The sequence below is a fragment of the Bradyrhizobium sp. AZCC 2176 genome (genome assembly GCF_036924645.1).
Lineage (GTDB): Bacteria > Pseudomonadota > Alphaproteobacteria > Rhizobiales > Xanthobacteraceae > Bradyrhizobium.
On sequence record NZ_JAZHRX010000001.1, the window covers coordinates 7,080,859 to 7,105,920 of the forward strand.

A 25,062-nucleotide genomic window follows, 5' to 3' on the forward strand; every position below is an offset into this window, starting at 1 on the left:
ACGTCCGCTCCCTTGTTGCCCGCTGCCCGGGCTTGCTTGGCCGGGCTTCCCCCTTGGAAAACCCAGCGGGAGGAGTATTTGCGTTTTGCGCCCGTGCCGCAAGGTCCGCCCGCGTGCCGCCGGCGCCATCGTGCGACAGGCCGCCCCACGCATTGGCGTCAATTTGTCGCTCGACAGAGCACATAAACCTTGCGAGAATTTTCGGCGATACAACCGTCTATCGGTGCATCACCCGATATCTGACATGTGAATGTAGGGAACCAGCGAGGGGACCTGCCATGGCTAGTATCGAAGAAACTCCGCGCAAGCTCGTTTTGAAAGCAGGCTCAAAGACACTTACGCTCGACAAGGATTCCGGCAAGGCAACGCTGCAGCAAAAAATGCTGCTGTGGAACAAAAAGCCCGTCGAATTCCCGCTCTCCAATATCGACGACATCGCGGTGAAGTCGAACGTGGACGGGCTTTCAGGCGCGCCAATCCATCACAGCGTCCTGCACGAGCGTACTGGCGAGATCATCGTCCTGACAACCGAAGAAGCCAGGGACGCCGCCGAAACGGTCAAAAAGCTGCGTGGATTTATTGGAATGTAGGATTCATCGCCGGCCGGTCCGAATTTATCGGTCCACGCGCCTGCTGTGAAACTTCAGCCCGTCGACGCTCTCGTCGATCGCCTTGCGCTCGGCGCGCATCGCGAGCCCGACCGAATCGAACTCGGCGCGGGTCACCTCGCAGTTGGCAGCACCGATCGGGCGCACTCAGCCCTTGCGCATTTTGCTGAGCAGGAAGTTGTCGTAATAGTTTTCCGCGATCTGCGTGTAGAACAGCACCTCCTTCATGTAGGCGTCGTGGCTCTCTTTGGTCTTCTTGAACAGCGCGCTCTTCTCGGCAATCTCGTTCAGATGGTCCTGGGTTGCCTTGTAGCAGGCCTCCATGACCGGTTGCGGGAACGCGCGCAGCTCCGCTCCGCCGGCAACGAGCCGCTTCAGGGCGGCCGGATTGACGCTGTCATATTTTTCGATCATCCACGCGCCGGCAGCCGAACCGGCCTGGTTGAGGACCGCCTGGTATTGCCTGGGAAGCCCATTCCACTTCTCTTCGTTTACGATCATGTGCAGCATGGCGCCGCCTTCCCACCAGCCGGGGAAGTAGTAGTACTTCGCCACCTTGTAGAAGCCGAGCTTCTCGTCGTCATAGGGACCGACGAACTCCGCCGCATCGATCGTCCCCTTCTCGAGCGCTGGATATACATCACCGCCCGCGATCTGCTGCGGCACGACGCCGAGCTTGGCGAGCACATGGCCGCCCATGCCCGCGATGCGGAACTTGAGGCCCTTGAGATCGTCGACCGTCTTGATCTCCTTGCGGAACCAGCCGCCCATTTGCGTGCCGGAGTTGCCGCACAGGATGGCGTGCGTCCTGAAAGGTTTCAGCGCCTCGTTGCAGAGTTCGGCGCCGCCGCCGAACGACCACCAGGAATGCTGATGGCGATGGTTCATGCCGAACGGCGCGCCCGTCGCATAGGTAAGCGCCGGCTCCTTGCCGATGTAGAAATAGAGCGGCGTCTGCGCCATCTCGACGGTCGCGTTGCTCACGGCATCGAGCGCCTGCAGGCCGGGCACGATCTCGCCTGCCGAAAAGGTCTGGATCTGAAACTTGTTGTCGGTGGCGTCAGCTACGTATTTCGCAAAGGTCTGCGCGGTGCCGAAGATGGTATCGAGCGACTTTGGAAAGCTCGAACTCAGCCGCCACTTGATCTCAGGTGCTGCTTGCGCGATCGCAGGCGCCGCAACCAGCGTCGTCGCGCCGACCACAGCGCCGCCTTTGAGGAACGTACGGCGTTTCATGATGTGCTCACTCCCTTGGATGGCAGACCCGCATCATAACGAACTTCCGGGCATGCGTGAAAGCGCTACGCTTGACCTAGCGGATATTTTGCGGCTGCCGCGCCGGTCGACGATCCCGTCGACCACTCCGTGCTCGGGCGAAAGTTGCGCGGTGAGACACTATGCCTTCGGTATCCGGGCCAGAACCCGGTGAACGCACGCGATAAACAGCTTCGCGACAGGGCTCGGTGTGCGATTTTTGAGGGTCACAATCCCGACCGGGCGGGGCTGTTTGGGCAAATTGATCGGCAGACGCTGGAGGGCCTGGTCATGGCCGCCAAAGCGCAGGATCGAGATCGGCAGTGTGGCGACGAACCGTCCACTTGCGACCAGCCTGCAGCACAAATGCATCGAGAGCGTCGTAACGGGCGCGCGCGGCATCTCGGCGCCGCCGGCGCGAAACAGTTCGACCGCGAGCGATCCGGGCATTGTATCTGATGGCGGCAGAATCCAGGGTTCACCGCTGAGATCGGCGAGCTTGACGTTGCGTGCACGCGCCCATTTGCTTTGCCGCCCTGCCACTACAACGACCTCATCGTCATACACGACATCGGCTTCCAGATCGTCATCGGTGAACGGCGTCGGGATGCGGCCGATCAGAAGATCGATGCTCCGCTCGCGCAGCTCGCGATAGTGCAATGTGCTGATTACGGTTTGCGCCACGTCGAGGTGAACGCCGGGATAGTCACGCCAGAAGCGTTCGATAATGGCCGGCAGCATTCCGGCTGCGATACTCTCCGTACTGCCGATCCGCAGGCTTCCGACCGATGGATCGGCGAGAAATTCAAGCTCCTCCACGCCCTGCTTGAGTTCATCGAAGACGATCAAGCCGCGTTTTACCAGCGCGCGGCCATAGGCGGTCGGCTCGATGCCGTTTCGTCCGCGATCGAGCAGGCGAAGGCCGAGCGTCTGCTCCATGTCCGCGATTCCCTTCGACACCGCGGGTTGTGAGACCCCGAGCTCAGCCGCAGCCTTGGCCATGCTTCCCAGTTGCACGACAGTGATCAGCAGATGCAGGTCGCGCAACTTGAGGCGACGCCCGATTCGACCAGCCCACTCCATGGCTTGACCTATCAAAATGGTTATGGAAACCTAAGATAATAGCATTAGACGGTCATGTCCCCGGGGTGCATGCTTCCCGTGACCTTTTTTAGAAGGAGGGCACGTGACCGGATTGGCTACCATGCGGCGCACTTCGAAGCTTGCTGTCGCTGCCCTCGCGTTGACCGCTGGGCTCCTGCTTCCGACCCTGGCTGTCGCTCAGGCCTATCCGTCCAGGGTCGTTAAAATCATTGTCCCCTTCCCGGCCGGCGGCCCACTCGACGCCACGGCACGCCTGCTCGCAGACAAACTCGCGAGGAGTACGAAGCAGCCGTTCGTGGTGGAGAACCGGCCGGGCGGCGCCGGCAATCTCGGGACCGATGCCGTCGCAAAGGCCGCGGCGGACGGATACACGCTGCTTCTCGTCCTTGATACGCCGCTCACGGTCAATCCGTGGCTCTACACCAAGCTCCCGTTCGACCCGGTGCGGGATTTCACGCCGATTTCGACGGTGGCCAGTTTTTCGCTCAGCCTGGTCGTGCATCCGTCGGTGCCGGTCAACTCGGTGGCGGAATTCGTCGCATACGCTAAAACACGCAAAGAGAAACCGCTGCTGTATGGCAGCGGCGGCGGACCCGGCAATCCGGGTCATCTCGCGATGGAGTACTTCCGCCTGCAGGCAGGTTTCGACGCCGTGCACGTGCCCTACAAAGGCAATGCCGAAGTCGTCATGGGCCTCGTGAGCGGACAGATTGAGGCCGGTTTCCTTGCGACCCCCGGCGTACTTCCCAGCGTGCGAGACGGTCGACTGAAGGCGCTTGCCGTCTCAAGTCCTCGACGGACCTCGATCGCACCTGACGTTCCGACGGTCGCGGAGAGCGGCTATTCCGGATTCGAGGTTGGGTTCTACCAGTTGATGCTTGCGCCTGCCGGCATTCCGGAGTCCGTCCGGTCCATGCTCGAGCGCGAGCTCCAGGACATCATGCAATCCGCCGAACTGCAGGAACGTCTCCGCGTGCAGGCACTGGAGCCGATCGCGAGCACAAGCGCAGAGACCGACGCTCTGCTCAAGCGCGTCAGCGCACAATGGCAGACTGTCATCAGGACGGCCGATATCCGGATCGAGTGACGCGATGAAGGCGAAGAAAAAGCATACGCGCGCACGACCGGCGCAGACGCAGATCGTCATGCTCGGAACCGGGACCCCGCGACCCGATCCCGAAAGGTCGGGCCCTGCGACGGCCATTGTGGTGAAAGGGAAACCCTATCTCGTCGACTTCGGGCCCGGTGTCATTCGCCGCGCCGCAGCCGCGTACAACAAGGGTATCACGGCATTCGGACCGGCCGCCGCCGCGCTCTCGACGGTCTTTCTCACCCACCTGCATGTCGACCATACCGCCGGCTATCCGGACCTGATCCTGACGCCATGGGTTCTCGGCCGCACAGAGCCGATCAGCGTTTACGGACCGCGCGGTCTCCGGGCCATGACAAAGCACGTGCTGGAAGCGTGGAAGGTCGATATCGACAACCGCACCAACGGCATCGACCGGTTGCCGCGCGCCGGTTGCCGCGTGAACGTGCATGAGATCGTGCCCGGCGTGATCTATTCAGACAGCAACATTCAAGTCACCGCCTTTCCGGTCCGGCACGGCGCGCTTGCACACGCATTCGGCTTTCGCTTCGAGACGCCCGACAGGATCATCGTCATTTCCGGCGATACGGCGCCGACACCCAGCCTCGCCAAGCATTGCGAGGGCTGCGATGTTCTGATCCACGAAGCCTATTCGCTGCAAACGTATCGAAGCGTGCCGCGCAAGTGGCAGCATTACCGGCGAAAATACCACACCTCGTCACGCGAACTTGCCGCGCTTGCCGCGCGCGTAAAACCTCGCCTGCTGGTGCTCTATCATCGCGCGAACGCCGGTGGCGCCATGACGCTGGCGGACCCGGAAACGGCTCTATTGGACGAGGTCCGGAGTCGCTATGATGGGCGAGTTGTTACGGCTCATGATCTTGACGTGTTCTGAACGACGGGACCGAATTACATTCGACTGGAGGCTGGCATGACGCATCGTAATTTTGCCCGTGCTGCAACCGTTGGAGCTCTGTTCGTTGCCGGAGCGATCGGCACCACGGCAGTCGCCGATGACGTCAAGCGGGTCTCCGCCAACGGCACCGAACTTTCCTACGTGGAGGCCGGCCAGGGCGAACCGGTCATCTTCGTTCACGGCGGCCTTCAGGACTATCGGATGTGGGCCGGGCATCTGCCGAAATTCGCCGGCCGTTATCGCGCCATAGCGTATAGCCGCCGCAACCATTTTCCCAACGATGTGAGCCCCGACGGTTTGCCGGATGCTGCCGCTGATACGCATGGCGAGGATCTCGCCGCATTCGTGCGCGCGCTTGGTCTATCCAGGGTGCGGATCGTGGCGCATTCGTCGGGAGCGCACGCCGCGCTCTTCTTCGCGACCAGGTACCCTGACATGCTCGTCAGTCTCGCGCTCAATGAGCCGCCGGCCACCGGGCTGTTGACTGGCGTGCTTGGTGTCGCAGACACGTTGAAGGAATGGGGCGGCAAGCAGGTGGCAGCAAGGGAGGCAGCCAAGGCCGGCGACACGCTGCGCGCCATACCTCTCTTCGTGGATGTCGTCGGCGGACCGGGCGCTTATGAGCGTCGTTCCGATGCCGACAAGAAAATGAATCTGGATAACGTGGCTTCCTTTCAGGCCGACGCGACAACGAAACTTCCGCGGCCCGTCTTTACCTGCGAGATGGCCAAGGCGATCAGCGTCCCGACGCTAATGTCCAGCGGGGAACGGAGCCCAAAATTCTTTTATCTGATCATGGATCAACTGGAGGGTTGCCTGCCAAACCGCGAGCGTATCGTCATTGCCGGAAGTTCGCACACCGTTCCGTCGGAAAGCCCGGAGGCTTACGACCAGGCTGTCCTTGCGTTCCTGGACAAGCATTGAAATGGGCGTCAGGGCGGAGGCTAGCTGTGAAACTTCAGCCCGTCGACGATCTTGTCAATCACCTTGCGCTCGGCGCGCATTGCTAGCCCAACCAGCTTGAGTTCGGCGCGGATCACGGCCTTTACCACTTCGCGGTTGGCGGCGTCATGCGTGGTCTTGAACATGTCTTCGGTATAGACCGCGGGCGTAACGCCTCGTGCCAGCGCCCGTTCGAGCGCGCGGGAGAGCGCTGGCCGGTCGGCGCCGTAGATCAGGATCGGCTGGCCGATCAGCGAGAGATATTTCGTGCCGGATGCGTCGCCATGGGGCTCGCCGATACATTCGGGAAACGCCGCCGCAATGCCGCCGGCGAGGAAGGAAGCGACGTTGAGCTTCTGCCACGGTTCGAGATCGGTCCGGATCACGACCGCGATCTTGGTGTCGAATTGCATTGAATTGCCTCAAGGATGTCATTCCGGCGTGCGTCGCCAGCAGCGAATAGGTCGAGCACAGATATGTCGCGCGATGAAAGCTGATCTATTCATCCCCGGGACGCCCCCGAAAAGCCCGCGTGCTGTCTCTCAACAGTCACGCAACAATCACAATGATTCATGAAAGCGCCATTTCAAAGGCCGTCAACGGGGTCGTCAATAGTGCAGGAGCTGGGGCCATACACTCTACAGGGAGGGTGAGCCATGGCACTTCGTTTCCGTACCCTCGAATTCCGTACCATCGACGGCTCCAACAACAATCTTGCCGATCCCACTGTGAACCAAGCCAGCACCGACTTTGCTCGCGTGGGTCCGGCGAATTTCGCCGATGGGTTCAACGAAATGACTCCGGGGCCGAACCCCCGCGAGATCAGCAACATCGTTGTGGCGCAGGAGGACGCCGGAGAGGACGGCCCGCATTTGACTGACGACAACGGTGTTGCGTTGTCAGGCATGATGTATGCGTGGGGCCAGTTCATCGATCACGATCTGGATCTGCAAAAGTCAGCCACCACCACCGATATCTCGATCACAGTCCCGGATGATGATCAGTTTCTGCCGCCCGGCAGCAGCATCCCATTGACGCGGGTAGCCATCGATCCTGCGACCGGCGTTCCCGGGCACCCCGCAACCGCCATCAATACGGTCACGGGTTGGCTGGATGGATCACAGATATACGGATCCGACGCGGCCACCGCCGCGAGCCTGCGGACCGCCGACGGTCATATGAAGATGTCGGAAGGCGATAATCTGCCCATTATCGATACTCCTCAGGGCCCGGCCTTTGCGGCCGGCGACGTGCGGGCGCAGGAGAACCCCGACCTGACGGCCTTGCAGGTCCTGTTTGTGCGCGAGCACAATTATCAGGTCGATCGACTGCATGAGGAGCATCCGAACTGGAGCGGCGACAGGCTGTACGAGACCGCCAAAGCCATCACCACGGCCGAGATGGTCAACATCACCTACAGCGAGTTCCTGCCGCATCTGTTGGGCGAGGACGCGATTAAACCGTACCACGGCTACGATCCTACGGTAGACCCGCGGATCACCGAAGAGTTTGCCGGCGCCGCCTACCGCTTCGGGCACTCCATCGTCTCCGACGAAATCAGCGCCATCAGCAATCTGGGTGCATTCACGTCGGAGCAGACGCTGGCGGAATCGTTCTTTGAGGATACGGCGACTTTCGCTGCGACGGGTGCAGATGGCCTGCTTCGGCATCTGTCGGGAGATCTGGCTAACCTGCTGGACGCCCACATTGTCGATGGCTTGCGGAATTTCCTGGTCGATCCTCCTGATGGCATGGATCTGGCGGCGATCAATATCCAGCGCGGCCATGATCTCGGGTTGGGTACGTTGAACCAGACCCGGGAGGCGCTGGGGCTTGCGCCATACACCAGCTTCGATCAGCTCAGCTCGGATCCGGAGACGGCAGCCGCGTTCGAGAAAGCCTATGGTTCTATCGATGCCGTCGATTTGTGGGCTGGTGGATTGGCGGAGGACCATGCCGAGGGCGCCATCATCGGACCAACCTTCGGCAAGATCATCGGCGATCAGTTCACCGCATTGCGCGACGGCGATCGGTACTATTTCGAGAACCAGAAGTTCGACAGGGAAACCATGAGGGAGATCGAGAGCACCACCCTGTCGGACCTGATCCTGCGCGACACCGATACCACCGCCATGCAGAGCGATGCCTTCGTCGCCACTGAGCGGCACAGCGGCACCCTGGGAGGCGTAGATCCGACCGGAGAAGAGGCCGCCGACGGCATGGCGCAGCTCGTGGTCGGATCAGCAGGCAAGGATACCCTGACCGGTGGGGATCTGGATGACACGCTGGTGGCGGCGCGCGGCCACATGACGATGACAGGTGGTGATGGCGCCGATACCTTCGTGATCGACCTTAATCAAATCGAGGGTCGACATAACACCGTAACAATCACTGACTTCGATCCGAAGGAAGACAAGCTGCAATTCGGGACCGATGACCATGTCAGGAAATCATCTGACCATCACGGGGGAACATTGTTGCAGGTCGGCAACGAGACCATCGACTTGCAGGACGTAAAGCCGAATGAATTGCACCATTTCGACTGGTAGCAAGCCTAAGTGCTGCGTCGCTTAACTTAGAGTGAGCGACGCAGCATTCTCACGTCGTCGGCTTTATGGGTGCATGCCCGTGACACTATCCTTTGACGCGGCCCCTTGGCGCTATCCCTTGGCGTCGCAGGCCCAGGCGCGAATGACGCATTCCTTGCCGCCGAATTCGTAACACTTCTTTGTCGCGGCGTTGAGCGAGCTGGAAATTTTGGGTTTCACGGCGTAGCCGTGGGGGCCGCAAGGGTTGGTCATGTCGACCGCGAGCGCGGCGCAGGCGCGTTTCATGGTGAGCGCGGTACAGTTGCCCTTGCATTGTTTCAGCGCCGCGGCACGCGCGGCTTCCTCGGCGGGATAGTCATAGGCCTGGCCGTAGGCGCCGCACTTGCCGACGGCAAAGGCGCCGGCCGCCCAAGCCCTGGTGATATAGCCCGAGACGCCCAGGATCAGCGTCAGCGCAAGGACAAAGAGCGCGCGGCGTTGCGCCGCGACGGTCGAAACGATCAAGTGCCCCTCCCCCGAGGTAACGGGGAAGAATCTAGCCGCGGGGAGTTTTAAATTTGGTGAACGGAAGCTTCGTAGGGTGGATAAAGCGCAGCGTGCCCACCGCTTCCCTGCGATCGCGATAGGATGGTGGTGGGCACGCTGCGCTTTTGCCCACCCTACAATCTACCCCCGCCGTGCCGCTTCCAGCGCCTGCGGGGTGTCGATGTCGAGGAAGGCACTCTCGCCATCGACCGGGACTTCGGCGACGGCCTCGGTGTGCTTGGCGATCAGATGGCGGGCGCCGACGTCGCCGTCGAGCGTCATCAATTCTTTGAAGAAGCGGCGCGACCACAGCACGGGGTTGCCGCGGCGGCCGTCGCTGACCGGCACCGCGATCAGATGGCCGCGGTCCGGCGCAAAAGTTTCGATCAACTGATCGATCAGTTTTGCTGATATCAGCGGCATGTCGCCGAGGCAGACGATGGCACCGTCGGCGTTTTCCGGCACCGCTGCGATGCCGGCCTTGACGGAGGACGCCAAGCCGCCGGCGAAATCCGGGTTGCGGACGAACTTTACGTTGAGGCCCGCCAGCGCCTGCTCGACGAGATCGGCCTGATGACCGGTGACGATGATGACGCCGGTTGCCCTGGAGACCAGCGCCTGTTCGGCCACGATCCGCACCAGCTTCCTGCCGTCGATTTCGGCCAAGAGCTTGTTGGGGCCGCCCATCCGGGTCGAGCGCCCGGCCGCGAGCACGATAGCCGTGACGTTGCGGTTGGCTTCGGTGTCGGCAACGGTGCGCGGCTGCGGCCGCGTCACGATTTCCATCAACAGGCCGCCAACGCCCATGCCGGTCAGCTCTGCGCGCGTGACCTTCAGCCCGGCGAGAAGCCGCATCAACACCCAGTCAAAGCCGTTTTCGACCGGCGAGCGCGCGCAGCCCGGTGCGCCCAATACGGGCACGCCGCCAGCGCTGCCGATCAGGAGCAAATTGCCGGGATCGACCGGCATGCCGAAATGCTCGATCGCGCCGCCGATTTCGGTGATTGCTGCCGGGATCACGTCGCGGCGGTCGGCGATCGCGGAGGCGCCGAACACGATCACGAGCTCGGCGCCGAGGCCGAGCAATTCCTTGATCGATGCCGCAAGATCAGCCTCATCGTGTGGTACGCGGCGCTCGGCAATGATGCCGGCGCCCGCGGGCGCCAGCCGTTCCGCCGTCACCCGCAGGGTCTTGTCGATCACCTTTGGCGAAAGCCCTGGCAGCAAGGTCGAAACCACGCCGACCTTCTTGATGACATAGGGGGCGATCCGCAGTGTGCCCTTGCCTGCGACTGCCACGGCCGCATCGCGCAGCTTCGCCTCGACGCCGAACGGAATGAGTTTGACCGTCGCGATCATCTCGCCTTCGACCACCGGCTTGAAGGCCGAGAGGGTCGCGAAAGTTATGGCTTCGTCGACGCCGTTGATGCGGTCGACCGCGGCGCGATCGACCACCAGCACGCCGGCCTGCGCCGCGAACAGGTTGGAGCGGCCGGTAAAGGCGCGCTCGACGGTGACGCCCTCGCCGGCAACGGCTTGCGCGATGCTGGCGGCGGCTTCGTCCTCGGAGACGTCGCCCGCCTCCAGCCGCACCACGACGATTTCTTTCACACCCGCCTTGTTGAGCGCCTCGACCTCGGCCGGGCCGATCGTGGTGCCTTTCTTGAGCACCAGCGAGCCTTGCCGCAGCGTATGCACGGTGACGCCGCCAATCGCGTTGGCCGGACTGGCGGGACCGAACTTCATGCCGCCTGCACCTTCGCGGTTTCCTTCGCGCCCTCCCTGGGCAGCCGCAATTCAGCGGTGATCTCGGCCATGATCGCGACCGCGATCTCCGACGGCGACACCGCGCCGATCGAAAGCCCGATCGGCGCATGGATGCGCGCGATGTCGGCATCACCAGCGCCCTGCGCCTTCAGCCGCTCGCCACGCTTGGCGTGGGTCTTTCGCGATCCCAGCGCGCCGATATAGAAGCAGTCGCGTTCGAACGCATGCAGCAGCGCCGGATCGTCGATCTTCGGATCATGGGTCAGCGCGACGAACGCCGTGTAATGATCGATATTGAGCGGCGGCAGCGCCACGTCGGGCCACTCCGCGATCAGCGGCACGTCAGGGAAGCGCTCGGGACTGGCAAAGGCCGTGCGCGGATCGACCACCGTCACGTCATAGTCGAGCGAACGTGCTAGCGGCGCCAACGCCTGGCTGATATGGACCGCGCCGACGATCACGAGGCGTGCGGTCGGCGCATAGACATTGAGGAATAGTTTCTTGCCGCCGGACTCGATCATGCCGCTCTTGCCCATGCGGAGCTGCTTTGAAAGTTCGGCGCCCAGCGGATCGCCGGCGATGTCCTTGGCCTTCACCAGCCGCTGCTCGCCATTGGTGGTATCGGTAATCACGATCACCGGACGGCGCGCGGCGCGCTCGACGTTTACCTGTGTTAGCGTTTCGAGTTTCACGACTGGCCCACCTTCTCGACGAACACGCGGATGGTACCGCCGCAGGACAGGCCGACATTCCAGGCGGTCTCGTCGGCGACGCCGAATTCCAGCATTTTTGGCTTGCCGCTGGCGATCACGTCCAGCGCCTCGGTGACGACGGCGCCCTCGACACAGCCGCCGGAGACCGAGCCCAGAAACGTGCCGTCATCGTTGATGACGAGGCTGGAGCCGGCCGGTCGTGGGGCCGAGCCCCAGGTCTCGACCACGGTCGCGAGTGCAACCCCGTGTCCCGCCTTCTGCCAGTTCTCGGCAGCCTGCAGAATGTCTTCGTCGCGGTTGAGCATATCGGGCCCTTTCAAGCTGCTGAACGGATGCGGCTCATGTGGTGCGGCGGGGGCGGCGCCGAAAGCGCCGCGATCAGCCCTTCCATCGATGTCAAGTTATGCACCGGGCGGAATTCGTCAACGTGCGGCAGCATCATTTTGATACCCTGGGCCTTGGCCTCGAAGGCGCTGTAGCGCAGCAGGGGATTGAGCCAGATCAGGCGGCGGCAAGACCTATGCAGCCGGTCCATCTCGAAGGCCAGCTTGGCGTCGGCCTCGCGTTCCAGCCCGTCCGATATCAGCAGCACGATAGCGCCCTGCCCAAGCACGCGCCGGCCCCACAATTTGTTGAAGCTGTGCAGCGAGGTGGCGATGCGGGTGCCGCCGGCCCAATCCTCCACCGACGACGAACAGCTCGCCAGCGCTTCGTCCGGATCGCGCGCCCGCAGCGCCCGCGTCACGTTGGTAAGCCTCGTGCCGAACAGGAACACCGACACGCGCTTGCGGGCGTCGGTGATGGCATGGAGAAAATGCAGGAACAGGCGGGTGTATTCGCTCATCGATCCCGATATATCGAGCAGCGCCACGATCGGCGCCGGCTTCTCGATCCGGCCGAGCTTTCTGATGTCGATGATCTCGCCGCCGGTGCGCAAGGAACTGCGCAGGGTGCGGCGCATGTCGAGCCGCAGCCCCTTCGCGTCGGGTTGGTGACGGCGCGTGCGCAGTTCGGCCTGCGGCAGTTTCATATTGGCGATGGCGCGGGTGACCTCGGCGATCTCGGCTGCGCTCATCTGCGCAAAATCCTTTTTCTGCAGGATCTCCTTGTCGGAGACCGACAGCCGCAGCTCCTGTTCCTGGATTTGCGGCGCCTCGTCGCGCATCGAGGGCTGCGCCATGGCCTCCTGCACCCGGCGCGACGCCGGCGGCGGTTTCTTCCTGGCGTGGTCCGGCAACGGCACCGAATCCAGCATGTGCTTCCAGTCTTCGGCGGCGCGGAAGAACAGGTCGAACGCCTGCGCGAAGATCAGCATGTGTTCATGGCGCTTGACGAAGATCGCCTCCAGCGTGGCGTAGACATCGGCGCGGTTGCCGATCTCGATCGCCTGCAGCGCGTTGAGCGCATCGATGACCGCGCCGGGGCCGACGGGAATCCCGGCCGCGCGGAGCGCGCGCGCGAAGCCGACGACGTTGTCGGCCATGTGGCCGGTGGGCGGGTTGAGGTGATCGATGGTTGTCATGGTAGCCTCCGCCGTCATTCCGGGGCACGCGAAGCGTGAACCCGGAATCTCGAGATTCCGGGTTCGATGCTGACGCATCGCCCCGGAATGACGGGCGACGCTGTGGCCTAATCCTCGCTCGTCGCTTCCTTCAAAACCTTCTGCAGCGTGTCGCCCTGCATCCGCGCGATGTCGTCCTGGTACTTCAACAGCGCGCCCAGGGTGTCGCCGACCATCTGCGGCGTCAGCGAGCGGGCATCGAGCTCAGTCAGCGCGGTGGCCCAATCGATAGTCTCGGCGACGCCGGGCGACTTGTAGAAGTCCTGGTCGCGCAGCGCCTGCACGAAGCGGACGACCTGCTGCGACAGCTTTGCGGAAATATCAGGCACGCGCGACTTGACGATCGCAAGCTCGCGCTCGGGCTCGGGATAGTCCACCCAGTGATAAAGGCAGCGCCGCTTCAGCGCGTCATGAATCTCGCGGGTGCGGTTCGAGGTGATAATGACGATCGGCGGCTGTGGCGCCCTGATGGTACCGAATTCGGGGATCGTCACCTGGAAATCGCTGAGGATTTCCAAAAGATACGCCTCGAACGCCTCGTCGGCGCGGTCGAGTTCGTCGATCAAAAGCACCGGCGCGCCGGCAACATCCGGCTCCAGCGCCTGCAACAGCGGACGCTTGATCAGAAAGCGCTCGGCAAAGATGTCCGATGACAATTGCTCGCGGTCGGTATCGCCGGCGGCTTCCGCCAGGCGGATCGCGATCATCTGCGCCGCGCTGCTCCACTCGTAGACGGCGGAAGCGACGTCCAGCCCCTCGTAGCACTGCAGGCGGATCAGCTTGCGCCCGAGGGCCGCCGACAACACTTTTGCGATTTCGGTCTTGCCGACGCCGGCCTCGCCTTCGAGAAACAGCGGCCGTCCCATGCGCAGCGACAGGTAGGCGACCGTCGCCAGCGACCGCTCGGCCAGATAGCCGCGCGATGTCAGGAGCTCCAGCATCGCATCGACGGATTTGGGTAGCGCCGATGCACTCATGGGATAGCCAATCTTGATACGCAAGGAGTCGGCAAACTAATCGGCAAACTTACTTCGCCGTCGCGGCTTCGACGGCGCGGCGCGTCAAGACGCCGATCAGATGCGCGCGATATTCGGCGCTGCCGTGCAGGTCGCTGTTCAGCCCATCGGCCGACGCCGAAATGCCATCGAGCACCTTGTGCGAAAAACGCTTCTTCAGCGCTTCCTCGAACGCGGTGGCGCGGAACACGCCGTCCGAGCCGGCGCCGGTGACGGCGACGCGCACATCCGACGGACGTTTGGCGACGAACACGCCGACCAGCGCGTAACGCGAGGCCTGGTTGCGGAACTTGATGTAGGCTGCCCTCTTCGGCAGCGGGAACATCACCTTGGTGATGATCTCGTCGCTCTCGAGTGCGGTGGTGAACAGGCCCTGAAAGAACTCTTCGGCCTTGAGGCGGCGCTTGTTGGTGACGATGGTGGCGCCGAGCGCGAGAACCGCTGCGGGATAATCCGCGGTCGGATCGTTGTTGGCGAGCGAGCCGCCGATCGTGCCTTTATGGCGCACCGCAGGATCGCCGATTCCGCCGGCGAGCTCGGCCAGCGCCGGAATCGCTTCGCCCACGATCGACGACGCCGCGACGGCCGCATGGCTGGCGGTCGCGCCGATCACCAGCGAACGGCCCTTCATCTCGATGGCGTCGAGCCCTTCGATGTGGGAGAGGTCGACCAGATGCGGCGGGCTGGCGAGCCGCTGCTTCATGACCGGCACCAGCGTATGGCCGCCGGCGATCACCTTGGCGTCTTCGTTCTTCACCAGGAGATTGGCGGCCTGCCGCACGGTTGCCGGACGATGATATTTGAATTCGTACATTTGAGAACTTCCTGATCGCGGATGCGATGAAATCAATTAAGCGAGATCGGATTTGGCCATCGCCTTGGCGCCGGCGGCGATCGACTGGACGATGTTCTGATAGCCGGTGCAGCGGCACAGATTGCCTTCGAGCTCTTCGCGAATGACGTGCTCGGAGAGGTCATGGCCCTTGCGATGCACCATATCGACCGCGGTCATGATCATGCCGGGGGTGCAGAAGCCGCATTGCAGGCCATGATGCTCGCGGAAGGCTTCCTGCATCGGATGCAGCGGCGCTCCGTCCGCGGCCAGGCCCTCGATGGTCTTGACGTCGTGGCCATCGGCCATGACCGCGAGCGTGGTGCAGGACTTCACCGCCTTGCCGTCGAGATGGACGACGCAGGCGCCGCACTGCGAGGTATCGCAGCCGACATGGGTGCCCGTCAGGCGCAGATTTTCCCGCAGAAACTGGACCAGCAGGGTACGGGGATCGACATTGGCGTTTACGGGATTACCGTTCACGATCAGGGAAATCTTGGCCATCACCACTCTCTTGGGCTGCGCCGCCGACGGATCTGCCGGCAGCGCAGGCGTTTATAGTCATTCCAAAGCCCATAATATGGGCCATCCCGGTAATGAGCAACCTCAGGAGCCCTCGCGAGCCCCTCTCCTGGGGCATGGCATGAGTGACTTGACGGCCTGTTCGACCGGGGTGGCCGCGCAGAATCAGCCTTGATCAGTCTTGCCTAATCAGTCTTGCTTAAATCAGCCTTGCCTGGTCAGCCTTGCCTGGTCAGCCTTGCACGGCCTTGCCGAAATTGGCGAAGAATTCGTCGGCCAGCTTCTTGGCCGCACCATTGATCAGCCGCTGTCCGAGCTGGGCCAGCTTGCCGCCGATCTGCGCCTCGACATTATAGCTCAGCAGCGTGCCGCCATCCTTTTCGGACAGCGCCACCGTGGCGCCGCCCTTGGCGAAGCCGGCGACGCCGCCCTCGCCTTCGCCCGAGATCTTGTAGCCGTTGGGCGGGTCGAGATCGCTCAGCATGACCTTGCCCTTGAAGCGGGCGGAGACCGGCCCGACCTTCATCTTGGCGGTGGCGCGGAAGCCGTTATCCTCGGTCTTTTCCAGCTCCTCGCAGCCGGGGATGCAGGCCTTCAGCACCTCCGGATCGTTCAGCTTGGCCCACACAGCCTCACGCGACGCCGCAAGCTGGACTTCGCCGTTCATCGTCATCGCCATGGGGGGAGCCTCCTGGATCGCTTCAACCTGATCTTCCCCAAGTAAAGCACGGCTGGGCCAAAAGGAAGACCGCCCGGCACCGTGAGCGATGCATATTCGCAATTGCAGCAGAGCCCGGCCGACAAGGGCATTGGCAGCGGCAGGCCGGAGTGGTTAGGTCGCGCAGATGAGCACGTCCCTTTCCCCCCTGCTGGCCCCGATGCTGTCGAGCGCCGCGATGCGCACGGTTTGCGACAATGTCGCGGCCCTGCAAAACATGCTGGATTTCGAGGCGGCGCTGGCGCGCGCCGAGGCCGCAGCCGGGGTGATTCCGGCAAGCGCGGCCGGCCCGATCACGAATGCGTGCCACGCCGAATCATTCGATCTCGCCGCGCTGGCCGACGCCGCCACCCGCTCCGGCAACCTCGCCATCCCGCTCGTCAAGGCACTGACCGCCAACGTCGCCAAGGTGGATGCCGAGGCCGCGCGTTATGTCCATTGGGGCGCGACCAGCCAGGACGTCATCGATACCGGCGCCATGCTCGGCCTTCGCGCCGGCATCGATGCGCTGCTCGCCGACACCAACCGCGCCATTGCCGGCTTTGCCGGACTGGCGCGTCAGCACCGCCACACCCCGGTAGTCGCCCGCACCTGGCTGCAGCATGCGCTGCCGATGCCGTTCGGGCTGAAGCTGGCAGAATATGCCGCGGCGCTGCACCGCTCGAAGCTGCGGCTGCAGCGCCTGCGCAGCGAGACGCTTGCGCTGCAATTCGGCGGCGCGGCCGGCACGCTCGCCGCCCTCGGCGATAAGGGTTTGCCGGTCGCGGAACGGCTGGCGCTCGAGCTGAAGCTGCCGCTGCCCGACGCACCCTGGCACACCCACCGCGACCGCATCGCGGAAGCGGCCTCGGTGTTCGCTATCATCGCCGGCACCTGCGGCAAGATCGCGCGCGATGTCTCGCTGATGATGCAGACCGATGTCGGCGAAGCGTTCGAGCCCTCCGGCGAAGGCCGCGGCGGCTCCTCCACCATGCCGCACAAGCGCAATCCTGTCGCCGCGGCCAGCGCGCTGGCGGCCGCCACCATGGCCCCAAATCTGGCGGCGACGATCTTTGCGGCGCAGGTGCAGGACCACGAACGCAGCGCCGGTCCCTGGCACGCCGAATGGCCGACGCTGCCGACCTTGATGCTGGTCACCTCGGGCGCGCTGGCCGCCGTTGTGGATATCGCGGAAGGCCTGGAAGTTGACGTCGTGCGCATGCGCAGCAATCTCGACGCGACCGGCGGCTTGATCATGGCGGAAGCCGTGACGATGGCGCTGGCCGAAAAGGTCGGCAAGAGCGACGCGCATCATCTGGTCGAGGCGGCCAGCAAGAGGGCGGTCAAGGACAACAAACATCTGCGCGATGTCTTGACGGCGGATGCCAAGATCACCGCGCAGCTCAGCGCCGATAAAATCGCTGCGTTGTTCGAGCCGATGGCCTATCAGGGCGCCTCGCAGGCCCTGATCGACCGCCTGCTCGCTTCGCTGAACGAATAAGAAGCCGGAGAACTGCCATGCCGATGATCGACGCCGACGGGTGCCTGCTCAACGTATCCGTCGAAGGCCGCGACGGCGGACCGACGCTGATGCTGTCGAATTCGCTGGGCTCAACCATGCAGATGTGGGAGCCGCAGATGAAGGCGCTGACGCAGGTGTTCCGCGTCATCCGCTACGACCGGCGCGGCCACGGCAAATCGAACGTGCCGCCCGGGCCCTATTCGCTGGAACGCTTCGGCCGCGACGTGCTGGCGATCCTCGACGACCTCAATATCGCGAAAGCCCATTGGTGCGGCCTGTCGATGGGCGGTATGGTCGGGCAATGGCTGGGCGCCAATGCTCCCGACCGATTCGGCAAGATCGTGCTCGCCAACACTACCTGCCACTACCCGGACCCGACGCGCTGGAACGATCGCATCAAGGCGGTCAAGGAAGGCGGCATCGCCGCGGTCGCCGACGCCGTGATGGCGGGCTGGCTGACGGCGGATTTCCGCGAACGCGAGCCGCAGATCGCGGCCAACATGAAGGCGATGATGCTGACCACGCCGGTCGAGGGCTACATCGCCTGCTGCGAGGCGCTGTCGACGCTCGACCAGCGCGAGCTGCTGCCCAGGATCAAGAGCCCGACGCTCATCATTGCCGGCCGCCACGACATGTCGACGACAATCGCGGACGCCGAATTCATGCGCAGCCGGATTCCCGGCGCGAGCATGACCATCCTCGATGCGGCGCACATTTCCAACGTCGAGCAACCGCACGCGTTCACGGATGCGGTGATCGGGTTCTTGACGCAACGATAGACGTGCGTCGTCATTCCGGGGCGCCTCGAAGAGGCGAACCCGGAATCTCGAGATTCCGGGTTCGATGCTTCGCATCGCCCCGGAATGACGGCTCTGGAGGAGACACTGATGGACGACAACCAACGCCGCGACGAAGGCATGGCGCAGCGCCGCAAGGTGCTCGGCAATGAATGGGTCGACAAGTCGATCAAAAACCGCAACGCGTTCAACACCGACTTCCAGGACCTGATCACCCGCTATGCCTGGGGCGAGATCTGGACCCGGCCGCATTTCGATCACCGCACCCGCCGCGTGCTGGTGATCGGCACCATGGTCGCGCTCGGACAATGGGATGAATTCCGCCTGCATGTGCGCGCGGCGCTGGCCGAAGGCGGCTTCACGCCCGACGACATCAAGGAAATATTGCTGCAGCAGGCGATCTATTGCGGCGTGCCGGCGGCCAATCACGCCGTCAAGGAAGCGGGCGCGATCATCGCCGAACTAGGCTTGCTGAAGGGATAGCTCTTTCCGCGCACGCAGCTTGTCGTATCCCGGACCGTCGCACCGCCAAGAGGCGCTGCGCCCCGTCCGGGACACGAATGGGATGCTGGTCCGATCGGCTACGACGGTAGTGGGCGGAGCGCGCACAAGAAAATCCCGCCTTTCGGCGGGATCTTTTTTCTACTCTGGCATCTGCCGTGGATCCTGGCTGGGCTTCTGTCCCTTACGGCCGGGATCCTGCTGCTGCTGGCCCGGCTTTTGGCCGCCACCCTGTTGCTGCTGACCGGGCTTCTGACCCGGGTTCTGGTTCTGCTGACCCGGGTTGTTCTGATTGGTCATTGGGGGATCTCCGTTGTTGACCATAGCCCCAATAAACGGAGAGGCATGGCATTCGTTGCAAGGGAACGCCGGTTCCGCCGCGATCATTCCGCGGCAAGGCCGTGTCCGGACTGTGGCACCGGGAACCGCTGCGCAAAAACTAGCTCTGTACAAGCCAATTAAGCCGCAGCCGGCGCTGTTGCCGCCCTTGGTTCCCACTGTTAGAAACCGACACGACGCGTCGCATCGGGCTGCCGGAGCTCTCGCCGCGTCGCTGGCTCTTCATAGCGTTTTCAAGCGAAGTGGGTACCGGTTCGCGTGAAGAAGGCGCGTCAAAAGGAAAACCAGAGCCTGTTCAGTCCCGAACAGGCTCGAGCGGCAGCGCATGGATTATTTCGCCCAGCAACTGATCAACGGCCTCGTGCTCGGCTCGATCTACGGCCTGATCGCCATCGGCTACACCATGGTCTACGGCATCGTCGGCATGATCAACTTCGCCCATGGCGATATTTTCATGATCGGCGGCTTCATTGCCCTGATCACGTTCCTGATCCTGGTCTCGTTCGGCCTGACCGCCATCCCCCTCATCCTGCTGGTCGTATTGCTGGTGTCGATGGCGATCACGGCGCTTTATGGCTGGACGGTGGAGCGCATCGCCTACCGGCCGCTGCGGCACTCGTTCCGTCTGGCCCCGATGCTCTCCGCGATCGGTATGTCATTCGTGCTGACCAATTATTCGCAAGTCGCCCAGGGCGCCCGCGTCAAACCGGTGCCGCCGATCATCACCGGCGGCTACACCCTGCACGAGGGCGCGGGCGGCTTCGTGGTGCAGCTTTCCAACGTCCAGATCATCGTCGTCATCACCACGATCGTGCTGCTGGCGCTGTTCACCTGGCTGGTATCGAGCACGCGGTTGGGGCGCGATATGCGCGCCTGCGAGCAGGACCAGACCATGGCCTCGCTGCTCGGCGTCGACGTCGATCGCACCATCTCGATGACCTTCGTGATCGGGGCGGCGCTGGCCGCCGTCGCCGGCATGATGTACCTGCTCTATTACGGGCTGGTCGATTTCTTCATGGGCTTCGTCGCCGGCATCAAGGCGTTCACCGCCGCGGTGCTCGGCGGCATCGGCTCGCTGCCCGGCGCGATGCTGGGCGGGCTACTGATCGGCCTGATCGAGACGCTGTGGTCGGCCTACTTCTCCGTCGAGTACAAGGACGTCGCCGCGTTCTCGATCCTGATCGTGGTCCTGATCTTCCTTCCGACCGGCCTGCTCGGCCGGCCTGAAGTCGAAAAAGTCTGACGGACGGCAGCGTGAACGCAACCCCCGCCGCCCAAACCTCGCGCGCTCCGGGCGCAGCCTTCATCTTCAAGAAAGCGCTGATCAGCGCGCTCGTGGCGCTGGTGCTGTTTTCGCTGATGATCGGCGTACGCACCGAAGCGGGTCCCCAAGGACAATTGATCTACTGGACGCGGTTCGGCGACCTCGCCGTCATGGTCGCGGGCGTGTTCGGCGGCAGCATCATCGTCGAATTGCTGCGGCAATGGTGGGGACCCGTCGGCACCGTCAGGATCGTGCCACCTTCCGTGCAAACCACCCTCGCCGTCGCGCGCCGCGGCATCGCGCCGGTGCTGCTGGTGTTCACGTTCCTGGTGCCGGTCATCTTCTACGACGAGCGCTACATTCTCGACCTCGGCATCCTCGTCCTGACCTACGTGATGCTCGGATGGGGGCTGAACGTGGTGGTCGGCCTCGCCGGCCTGCTCGACCTTGGCTATGTCGCATTCTACGCCGTCGGCGCCTACTCCTATGCGCTGCTGGCGACCAATTTCGGATTGTCGTTCTGGGTCTGCCTGCCGCTCGCCGGCATCCTCGCCGCGTTCTGGGGCGTGCTGCTCGGCTTTCCCGTGCTGCGGCTGCGCGGCGATTATCTCGCCATCGTCACGCTGGCCTTCGGCGAGATCATCCGCCTCGTCATCATCAACTGGCAGAGCTTGACCGGCGGGCCGAACGGCGTCACCGGCATTCCCCGGCCAACCCTGTTCGGCATTCCGCTCACACCGGCCGATGACGGACTCGCGGCCCTGCTCGGCATCGAATTCTCGCCGACCCACCGCATCGTATTTCTGTTCTATTTGATCCTGGCACTGGCGCTGCTCACCAACTGGGTCACGATCCGGCTGCGGCGGCTGCCGATCGGCCGCGCCTGGGAAGCGCTGCGCGAGGACGAGGTCGCCTGCCGCGCGCTCGGCATCAACACCACCACGACCAAGCTGACGGCGTTTGCAACGGGGGCGATGTTCGGTGGTTTTGCCGGCGCGTTCTTCGCGACGCGGCAGGGCTTCATCAGCCCGGAATCCTTCACCTTCCATGAATCGGCGCTGGTGCTCGCGATCGTCGTGCTCGGCGGCATGGGCTCGCAGCTCGGCGTGGCGCTCGCCGCGCTCGCCATGATCGGCGGCTTCGAGCTGTTCCGCGGGCTCGATCAGTACCGCATGCTGGTGTTCGGCATGGCGATGGTGCTGTTGATGATCTGGCGGCCGCGCGGCCTGATCGGCCATCGCGCGCCGACCGTGTTCTTAAAGCACAGCCAGGCGATCTCATCCGACCTCGTCAAGGAGGGGCACGGATGAGCGGCGATCCCATCCTGTCGGTCGATCGGCTGTCGATGCGCTTCGGCGGCATCGTCGCCGTCAACGAACTCTCCTTCAATGCCGAGCGACGCAAGATCACCGCACTGATCGGGCCGAACGGCGCCGGCAAGACCACGGTGTTCAACTGCATCACCGGCTTCTACAAGCCGACCTCGGGCGCCATGCGGCTGGCGCACGACAACGGCCACACCATCCGGCTCGAGCGGCTGAACGACTTCCGAATTTCAAAACAGGCCAAAGTCGCCCGCACCTTCCAGAACATCCGGCTGTTTCCCGGCATGACGGTGCTGGAAAACCTGATGGTGGCCCAGCACAACGCGCTGATGCGCGCCTCCGGGCTGACGTTTCTCGGCCTGATCGGCATGCCGTCCTGGCGCCATGCCGAACAGGCCGCGATCGACCTGGCGCAGACCTGGCTCGACCGCATCGGGCTATTGGACCGCGCCGACGATGCCGCCGGCAATTTGCCCTATGGCGACCAGCGGCGTCTGGAGATCGCGCGTGCGATGTGCACCCTGCCCGCGCTGCTCTGCCTCGACGAGCCCGCAGCCGGACTGAACGCGCGCGAAAGCGCCGCTTTAAGCGAATTGCTGCTCTCGATCCGCGCGGATCACGGCACCTCGATCCTGCTGATCGAGCACGACATGAGCGTGGTGATGGAAATCTCCGACCACATCGTCGTGATGGATCACGGGCTGAAGATCGCCGAAGGCACGCCGCGCGAGATCCGCGACGATCCCAAGGTGATCGCGGCCTATCTCGGCACGGATGAAGAGGAAGCCATCGCCGTGATGGAGAGCGGAACGTGACGGCGTTACACATATCTCCGTCATGGCCGGGCAAAGCGGTCCGAAGGACGGCGTCGCTTCCGCTCGCCTATGCCCGGCCATCCACGTCCTTGCGGTCGTCAAGGAAGAAAGACGTGGATGGCCGGGACAAGCCCGGCCATGACGGCTGTGAGGTCATGCGATGATCTCAACTCCATCACCCCTGCTCGCGATCCGCGCCCTGCGCGCGGCCTACGGCAAGATCGAGGCGCTGAAGGGCGTCGATCTCGACATCAACGCCGGCGAAATCGTCGCGCTGATCGGCGCCAACGGCGCCGGCAAATCGACGCTGATGATGACGATCTTCGGCCGGCCCCGCGCCCGTTCCGGCCGGATTGAATTCGACGGCCAGGACATCACCGACGTGCCGACGCACGAGATCGCACGGCTGCGCATCGCCCAATCCCCGGAGGGCCGCCGCATCTTCCCGCGCATGAGCGTGGCGGAAAACCTTCAGATGGGCGCCGATGCGACCGATAGCAGCGAGGCCGACCGGGCAGGCGCCCTGGAACGCGTCTTCGCGCTGTTCCCGCGGCTGAAGGAACGCATGACCCAGCGCGGCGGCACGCTGTCCGGCGGCGAGCAGCAGATGCTGGCGATCGGCCGGGCCCTGATGAGCCGGCCGCGCCTGCTGATGCTGGACGAGCCGTCGCTGGGGCTGGCCCCCCTGATCGCGCGACAGATTTTCGACGCGATCCGGACCCTGAACCGGCAGGACGGCCTGACCGTCCTGATCGTCGAACAGAACGCCAACCACGCGCTGAAACTGGCGCATCGTGGCTATGTCATGGTCAACGGCCTGATCACCCTGTCCGGAACCGGCAACGAATTGCTGCAGCGCCCGGAAATCCGCGCTGCCTATCTGGAGGGCGGCCGGCGGGAGTAGCGGCGCTTCCGACTGCCTCCCACCTTGCCCTGGTGCTTGCTGCGGCAAGATGCTGCGAACCGACCGTGGATTTGCCCGAAATTTGCCGATGACTTCGCCGTAAAATCAGCCGACAATGGGTGTGATTTTCGTACCCGGCATGCCGGGTGCTTCCCGAAATCGACTGACTGCGAGGATATCTCATGAAATCACTGAAACTCATCGGCCTGGCATTGGGCGCATCGTTGGCGCTGTCGACAACCGCACTGGCGCAGGACATCTCCATCGCAGTGGTGGGCCCGATGACGGGCGGCGAATCCGCGTTCGGCCGGCAGATGAAGAACGGCGCCGAACAATTCGTAGCTGACTTCAACGCCGGTGGCGGCGTGCTCGGCAAGAAGCTCGCGCTGCAGGTCGGTGACGATGCCTGCGATCCCAAGCAGGCGCGCTCGGTGGCGGAAAAGCTCGCCAGCTCCAAGATCCCGTTCGTTGCCGGTCACTTCTGCTCGTCGTCGTCGATCCCGGCGTCGGAAGCCTACGCCGACGGCAACGTGCTGCAGATTACCCCGGCCTCGACCAACCCGCTGTTCACCGAGCGCAAGCTCTGGAACGTGGCGCGCGTCTGCGGCCGCGACGACCAGCAGGGCCTGGTTGCCGCCGACTACATCGCCAAGAACTACAAGGGCAAGAACGTCGCCATCCTCAACGACAAGACCACCTATGGCAAAGGCCTTGCCGACGAAACCAAGAAGGCGCTCAACAAGGCCGGCTTCACCGAGAAGATGTTCGAATCCTACAACAAGGGCGACAAGGACTTTAACTCGATCGTGTCGCGGCTGAAGCGCGACAATATCGATCTGGTCTTTGTCGGCGGCTACCATCAGGAAGCCGGCCTGATCCTGCGCCAGATGCGCGACCAGGGCCTCAAGACGGTGTTGATGGCGGGTGACGCCATGAACGACAAGGAATTCGCCTCGATCACCGGTCCGGCCGCCGAAGGCACGCTGTTCACCTTCGGTCCCGACCCGCGCAACAAGGCGACTGCCAAGGCGATCGTGGAGAAGTTCAAGGCCAAGAACATCGATCCCGAAGGCTACACCCTCTACACCTATGCCGCGATGCAGGTCTGGACGCAGGCGGTGGCGAAGGCCAAGACCACCGATCCGAAGAAGGTCATGGAAACCATCAAGGCCGCCGACTGGGACACCGTGCTCGGCAAGCTGGGCTTCGACGCCAAGGGCGACATCAAGGTCATCGACTACGTCGTCTACAAGTGGGACGCCAAGGGCAACTACGCCGAGATCAATCCGAAGGGGTCATAGGCCCTCGTCGATCAGAACTTCAAACGCCCCGGCTTGCCGGGGCGTTTTCATTTTGGGTTCCAGATAATTTTCCGATCGCTGGAACAATTGGGTTCCCGCTGCATTAAGCCGCGTTGGGCTGAGTTCCATGTCATTGATTTCTCGACCTTAACCGTTATTCCAACTTGATCTGCCGGTGGGGCAGCGGTTCTATCTGTG

27 protein-coding genes are annotated in these 25,062 nt (G+C 63.4%); 13 read left to right on the forward strand and 14 right to left on the reverse strand.

Annotated elements, in window-relative coordinates:
* Positions 1–278: 278 nt before the first annotated feature.
* Complete coding sequence (locus V1288_RS33735; protein WP_334361100.1) at positions 279–590, forward strand: hypothetical protein; 312 nt, start codon at positions 279–281, stop codon at positions 588–590.
* A 24-nt stretch (positions 591–614) separates the two neighbouring features.
* Here V1288_RS33735 and V1288_RS33740 read toward each other — a convergent pair whose 3' ends face one another.
* From V1288_RS33740 to V1288_RS33750, 3 genes are all read right to left on the reverse strand, one after another.
* Positions 615–755 carry a hypothetical protein gene (locus V1288_RS33740; protein WP_334361484.1) on the reverse strand — a complete coding sequence of 47 codons (141 nt, stop codon included), beginning with the start codon at positions 753–755 and terminating at the stop codon, positions 615–617.
* Positions 756–1,844 carry a TRAP transporter substrate-binding protein gene (locus V1288_RS33745; RefSeq protein WP_334361101.1) on the reverse strand — a complete coding sequence of 363 codons (1,089 nt, stop codon included), beginning with the start codon at positions 1,842–1,844 and terminating at the stop codon, positions 756–758.
* Between the two features lie 159 nt (positions 1,845–2,003).
* Positions 2,004–2,945 carry a LysR family transcriptional regulator gene (locus V1288_RS33750; protein WP_334361102.1) on the reverse strand — a complete coding sequence of 314 codons (942 nt, stop codon included), beginning with the start codon at positions 2,943–2,945 and terminating at the stop codon, positions 2,004–2,006.
* Positions 2,946–3,048: 103 nt separating this feature from the next.
* Here V1288_RS33750 and V1288_RS33755 point away from each other — a divergent pair, with 103 nt between their 5' ends.
* The 3 genes from V1288_RS33755 to V1288_RS33765 are packed head-to-tail and all read left to right on the forward strand — an operon-like array spanning position 3,049 to position 5,896.
* Positions 3,049–4,053 carry a Bug family tripartite tricarboxylate transporter substrate binding protein gene (locus V1288_RS33755; RefSeq protein ID WP_334361103.1) on the forward strand — a complete coding sequence of 335 codons (1,005 nt, stop codon included), beginning with the start codon at positions 3,049–3,051 and terminating at the stop codon, positions 4,051–4,053.
* Between the two features lie 4 nt (positions 4,054–4,057).
* Positions 4,058–4,951: an MBL fold metallo-hydrolase gene (locus V1288_RS33760; protein ID WP_334361104.1), complete on the forward strand. Its 894-nt coding sequence runs from the start codon at positions 4,058–4,060 to the stop codon at positions 4,949–4,951.
* A gap of 36 nt (positions 4,952–4,987) precedes the next feature.
* On the forward strand, positions 4,988–5,896 hold the full coding sequence (locus tag V1288_RS33765; protein ID WP_334361105.1) for an alpha/beta fold hydrolase: 909 nt from the start codon (positions 4,988–4,990) through the stop codon (positions 5,894–5,896).
* Between the two features lie 20 nt (positions 5,897–5,916).
* On the opposite strand, the gene V1288_RS33770 is transcribed toward V1288_RS33765, so the two are convergent.
* Positions 5,917–6,327: a DUF2000 family protein gene (locus tag V1288_RS33770; RefSeq protein WP_334361106.1), complete on the reverse strand. Its 411-nt coding sequence runs from the start codon at positions 6,325–6,327 to the stop codon at positions 5,917–5,919.
* Positions 6,328–6,570: 243 nt separating this feature from the next.
* Here V1288_RS33770 and V1288_RS33775 point away from each other — a divergent pair, with 243 nt between their 5' ends.
* Entirely contained in the window at positions 6,571–8,463 is a 1,893-nt protein-coding gene (locus V1288_RS33775; RefSeq protein WP_334361107.1) for a peroxidase family protein, read from the forward strand.
* Positions 8,464–8,574: 111 nt separating this feature from the next.
* Here V1288_RS33775 and V1288_RS33780 read toward each other — a convergent pair whose 3' ends face one another.
* From V1288_RS33780 to V1288_RS33820, 9 genes are all read right to left on the reverse strand, one after another.
* A complete protein-coding gene (locus V1288_RS33780; protein WP_334361470.1) occupies positions 8,575–8,964 on the reverse strand; it encodes a DUF4189 domain-containing protein in 390 nt (129 codons plus the stop codon).
* 165 nt (positions 8,965–9,129) lie between these two features.
* Positions 9,130–10,734 (reverse strand): molybdopterin-binding/glycosyltransferase family 2 protein, encoded by a 1,605-nt coding sequence (locus tag V1288_RS33785; protein WP_334361108.1) that lies wholly within the window; start codon positions 10,732–10,734, stop codon positions 9,130–9,132.
* Entirely contained in the window at positions 10,731–11,447 is a 717-nt protein-coding gene (locus tag V1288_RS33790; protein ID WP_334361109.1) for an XdhC family protein, read from the reverse strand. Before V1288_RS33790 ends, V1288_RS33785 begins: the two co-directional genes overlap by 4 nt.
* Positions 11,444–11,773 (reverse strand): XdhC family protein, encoded by a 330-nt coding sequence (locus V1288_RS33795; protein ID WP_025589337.1) that lies wholly within the window; start codon positions 11,771–11,773, stop codon positions 11,444–11,446. Before V1288_RS33795 ends, V1288_RS33790 begins: the two co-directional genes overlap by 4 nt.
* An 11-nt stretch (positions 11,774–11,784) precedes the next feature.
* Positions 11,785–12,990, reverse strand: a complete 1,206-nt coding sequence (locus V1288_RS33800) for a vWA domain-containing protein (protein ID WP_334361110.1) — start codon at positions 12,988–12,990, stop codon at positions 11,785–11,787.
* 107 nt (positions 12,991–13,097) lie between these two features.
* Entirely contained in the window at positions 13,098–14,006 is a 909-nt protein-coding gene (locus V1288_RS33805; RefSeq protein ID WP_334361111.1) for an AAA family ATPase, read from the reverse strand.
* 49 nt (positions 14,007–14,055) lie between these two features.
* A complete protein-coding gene (locus V1288_RS33810) occupies positions 14,056–14,859 on the reverse strand; it encodes an FAD binding domain-containing protein (protein WP_334361112.1) in 804 nt (267 codons plus the stop codon).
* Between the two features lie 36 nt (positions 14,860–14,895).
* The gene (locus V1288_RS33815; protein WP_334361113.1) at positions 14,896–15,381 is read right to left on the reverse strand and encodes a (2Fe-2S)-binding protein; all 486 of its coding nucleotides are present in this window, start codon (positions 15,379–15,381) and stop codon (positions 14,896–14,898) included.
* A gap of 250 nt (positions 15,382–15,631) precedes the next feature.
* Positions 15,632–16,078, reverse strand: coding sequence for an SRPBCC family protein (locus V1288_RS33820; protein WP_065750337.1), 447 nt, complete (start codon positions 16,076–16,078; stop codon positions 15,632–15,634).
* 166 nt (positions 16,079–16,244) lie between these two features.
* Here V1288_RS33820 and V1288_RS33825 point away from each other — a divergent pair, with 166 nt between their 5' ends.
* The 3 genes from V1288_RS33825 to V1288_RS33835 all read left to right on the forward strand — a co-directional run bounded on the left by V1288_RS33825 (position 16,245) and on the right by V1288_RS33835 (position 18,898).
* Complete coding sequence (locus V1288_RS33825) at positions 16,245–17,597, forward strand: 3-carboxy-cis,cis-muconate cycloisomerase (RefSeq protein ID WP_334361114.1); 1,353 nt, start codon at positions 16,245–16,247, stop codon at positions 17,595–17,597.
* Positions 17,598–17,614: 17 nt separating this feature from the next.
* Positions 17,615–18,397: a 3-oxoadipate enol-lactonase gene (gene pcaD, locus V1288_RS33830; protein ID WP_334361115.1), complete on the forward strand. Its 783-nt coding sequence runs from the start codon at positions 17,615–17,617 to the stop codon at positions 18,395–18,397.
* 108 nt (positions 18,398–18,505) lie between these two features.
* Positions 18,506–18,898 (forward strand): carboxymuconolactone decarboxylase family protein, encoded by a 393-nt coding sequence (locus tag V1288_RS33835; protein WP_334361116.1) that lies wholly within the window; start codon positions 18,506–18,508, stop codon positions 18,896–18,898.
* Between the two features lie 159 nt (positions 18,899–19,057).
* On the opposite strand, the gene V1288_RS33840 is transcribed toward V1288_RS33835, so the two are convergent.
* The gene (locus tag V1288_RS33840) at positions 19,058–19,216 is read right to left on the reverse strand and encodes a hypothetical protein (RefSeq protein WP_334361117.1); all 159 of its coding nucleotides are present in this window, start codon (positions 19,214–19,216) and stop codon (positions 19,058–19,060) included.
* A gap of 364 nt (positions 19,217–19,580) precedes the next feature.
* Here V1288_RS33840 and V1288_RS33845 point away from each other — a divergent pair, with 364 nt between their 5' ends.
* From V1288_RS33845 to V1288_RS33865, 5 genes are all read left to right on the forward strand, one after another.
* Entirely contained in the window at positions 19,581–20,498 is a 918-nt protein-coding gene (locus V1288_RS33845; RefSeq protein WP_334361118.1) for an ABC transporter permease subunit, read from the forward strand.
* A gap of 11 nt (positions 20,499–20,509) precedes the next feature.
* Entirely contained in the window at positions 20,510–21,829 is a 1,320-nt protein-coding gene (gene livM, locus V1288_RS33850; RefSeq protein WP_334361119.1) for a high-affinity branched-chain amino acid ABC transporter permease LivM, read from the forward strand.
* Entirely contained in the window at positions 21,826–22,659 is an 834-nt protein-coding gene (locus tag V1288_RS33855) for an ABC transporter ATP-binding protein (RefSeq protein WP_334361120.1), read from the forward strand. The genes livM and V1288_RS33855 overlap by 4 nt, the downstream gene beginning before the upstream one ends.
* A gap of 160 nt (positions 22,660–22,819) precedes the next feature.
* Positions 22,820–23,563: an ABC transporter ATP-binding protein gene (locus V1288_RS33860; RefSeq protein ID WP_334361121.1), complete on the forward strand. Its 744-nt coding sequence runs from the start codon at positions 22,820–22,822 to the stop codon at positions 23,561–23,563.
* Between the two features lie 182 nt (positions 23,564–23,745).
* A complete protein-coding gene (locus V1288_RS33865) occupies positions 23,746–24,864 on the forward strand; it encodes a branched-chain amino acid ABC transporter substrate-binding protein (protein ID WP_334361122.1) in 1,119 nt (372 codons plus the stop codon).
* Positions 24,865–25,062: the final 198 nt, after the last annotated feature.

Coding starts and splice junctions, on each gene's coding strand:
- V1288_RS33735 (WP_334361100.1), top strand. CDS start 279: ATGGCTAGTATCGAAGAAACTCCGCGCAAGCTCGTTTTGAAAGCAGGC.
- V1288_RS33745 (WP_334361101.1), bottom strand. CDS start 1,844: ATGAAACGCCGTACGTTCCTCAAAGGCGGCGCTGTGGTCGGCGCGACG.
- V1288_RS33750 (WP_334361102.1), bottom strand. CDS start 2,945: ATGGAGTGGGCTGGTCGAATCGGGCGTCGCCTCAAGTTGCGCGACCTG.
- V1288_RS33760 (WP_334361104.1), top strand. CDS start 4,058: ATGAAGGCGAAGAAAAAGCATACGCGCGCACGACCGGCGCAGACGCAG.
- V1288_RS33765 (WP_334361105.1), top strand. CDS start 4,988: ATGACGCATCGTAATTTTGCCCGTGCTGCAACCGTTGGAGCTCTGTTC.
- V1288_RS33770 (WP_334361106.1), bottom strand. CDS start 6,327: ATGCAATTCGACACCAAGATCGCGGTCGTGATCCGGACCGATCTCGAA.
- V1288_RS33775 (WP_334361107.1), top strand. CDS start 6,571: ATGGCACTTCGTTTCCGTACCCTCGAATTCCGTACCATCGACGGCTCC.
- V1288_RS33785 (WP_334361108.1), bottom strand. CDS start 10,734: ATGAAGTTCGGTCCCGCCAGTCCGGCCAACGCGATTGGCGGCGTCACC.
- V1288_RS33795 (WP_025589337.1), bottom strand. CDS start 11,773: ATGCTCAACCGCGACGAAGACATTCTGCAGGCTGCCGAGAACTGGCAG.
- V1288_RS33800 (WP_334361110.1), bottom strand. CDS start 12,990: ATGACAACCATCGATCACCTCAACCCGCCCACCGGCCACATGGCCGAC.
- V1288_RS33805 (WP_334361111.1), bottom strand. CDS start 14,006: ATGAGTGCATCGGCGCTACCCAAATCCGTCGATGCGATGCTGGAGCTC.
- V1288_RS33810 (WP_334361112.1), bottom strand. CDS start 14,859: ATGTACGAATTCAAATATCATCGTCCGGCAACCGTGCGGCAGGCCGCC.
- V1288_RS33815 (WP_334361113.1), bottom strand. CDS start 15,381: ATGGCCAAGATTTCCCTGATCGTGAACGGTAATCCCGTAAACGCCAAT.
- V1288_RS33820 (WP_065750337.1), bottom strand. CDS start 16,078: ATGGCGATGACGATGAACGGCGAAGTCCAGCTTGCGGCGTCGCGTGAG.
- V1288_RS33825 (WP_334361114.1), top strand. CDS start 16,245: ATGAGCACGTCCCTTTCCCCCCTGCTGGCCCCGATGCTGTCGAGCGCC.
- pcaD (WP_334361115.1), top strand. CDS start 17,615: ATGCCGATGATCGACGCCGACGGGTGCCTGCTCAACGTATCCGTCGAA.
- V1288_RS33835 (WP_334361116.1), top strand. CDS start 18,506: ATGGACGACAACCAACGCCGCGACGAAGGCATGGCGCAGCGCCGCAAG.
- V1288_RS33840 (WP_334361117.1), bottom strand. CDS start 19,216: ATGACCAATCAGAACAACCCGGGTCAGCAGAACCAGAACCCGGGTCAG.
- V1288_RS33845 (WP_334361118.1), top strand. CDS start 19,581: ATGGATTATTTCGCCCAGCAACTGATCAACGGCCTCGTGCTCGGCTCG.
- V1288_RS33855 (WP_334361120.1), top strand. CDS start 21,826: ATGAGCGGCGATCCCATCCTGTCGGTCGATCGGCTGTCGATGCGCTTC.
- V1288_RS33860 (WP_334361121.1), top strand. CDS start 22,820: ATGATCTCAACTCCATCACCCCTGCTCGCGATCCGCGCCCTGCGCGCG.
- V1288_RS33865 (WP_334361122.1), top strand. CDS start 23,746: ATGAAATCACTGAAACTCATCGGCCTGGCATTGGGCGCATCGTTGGCG.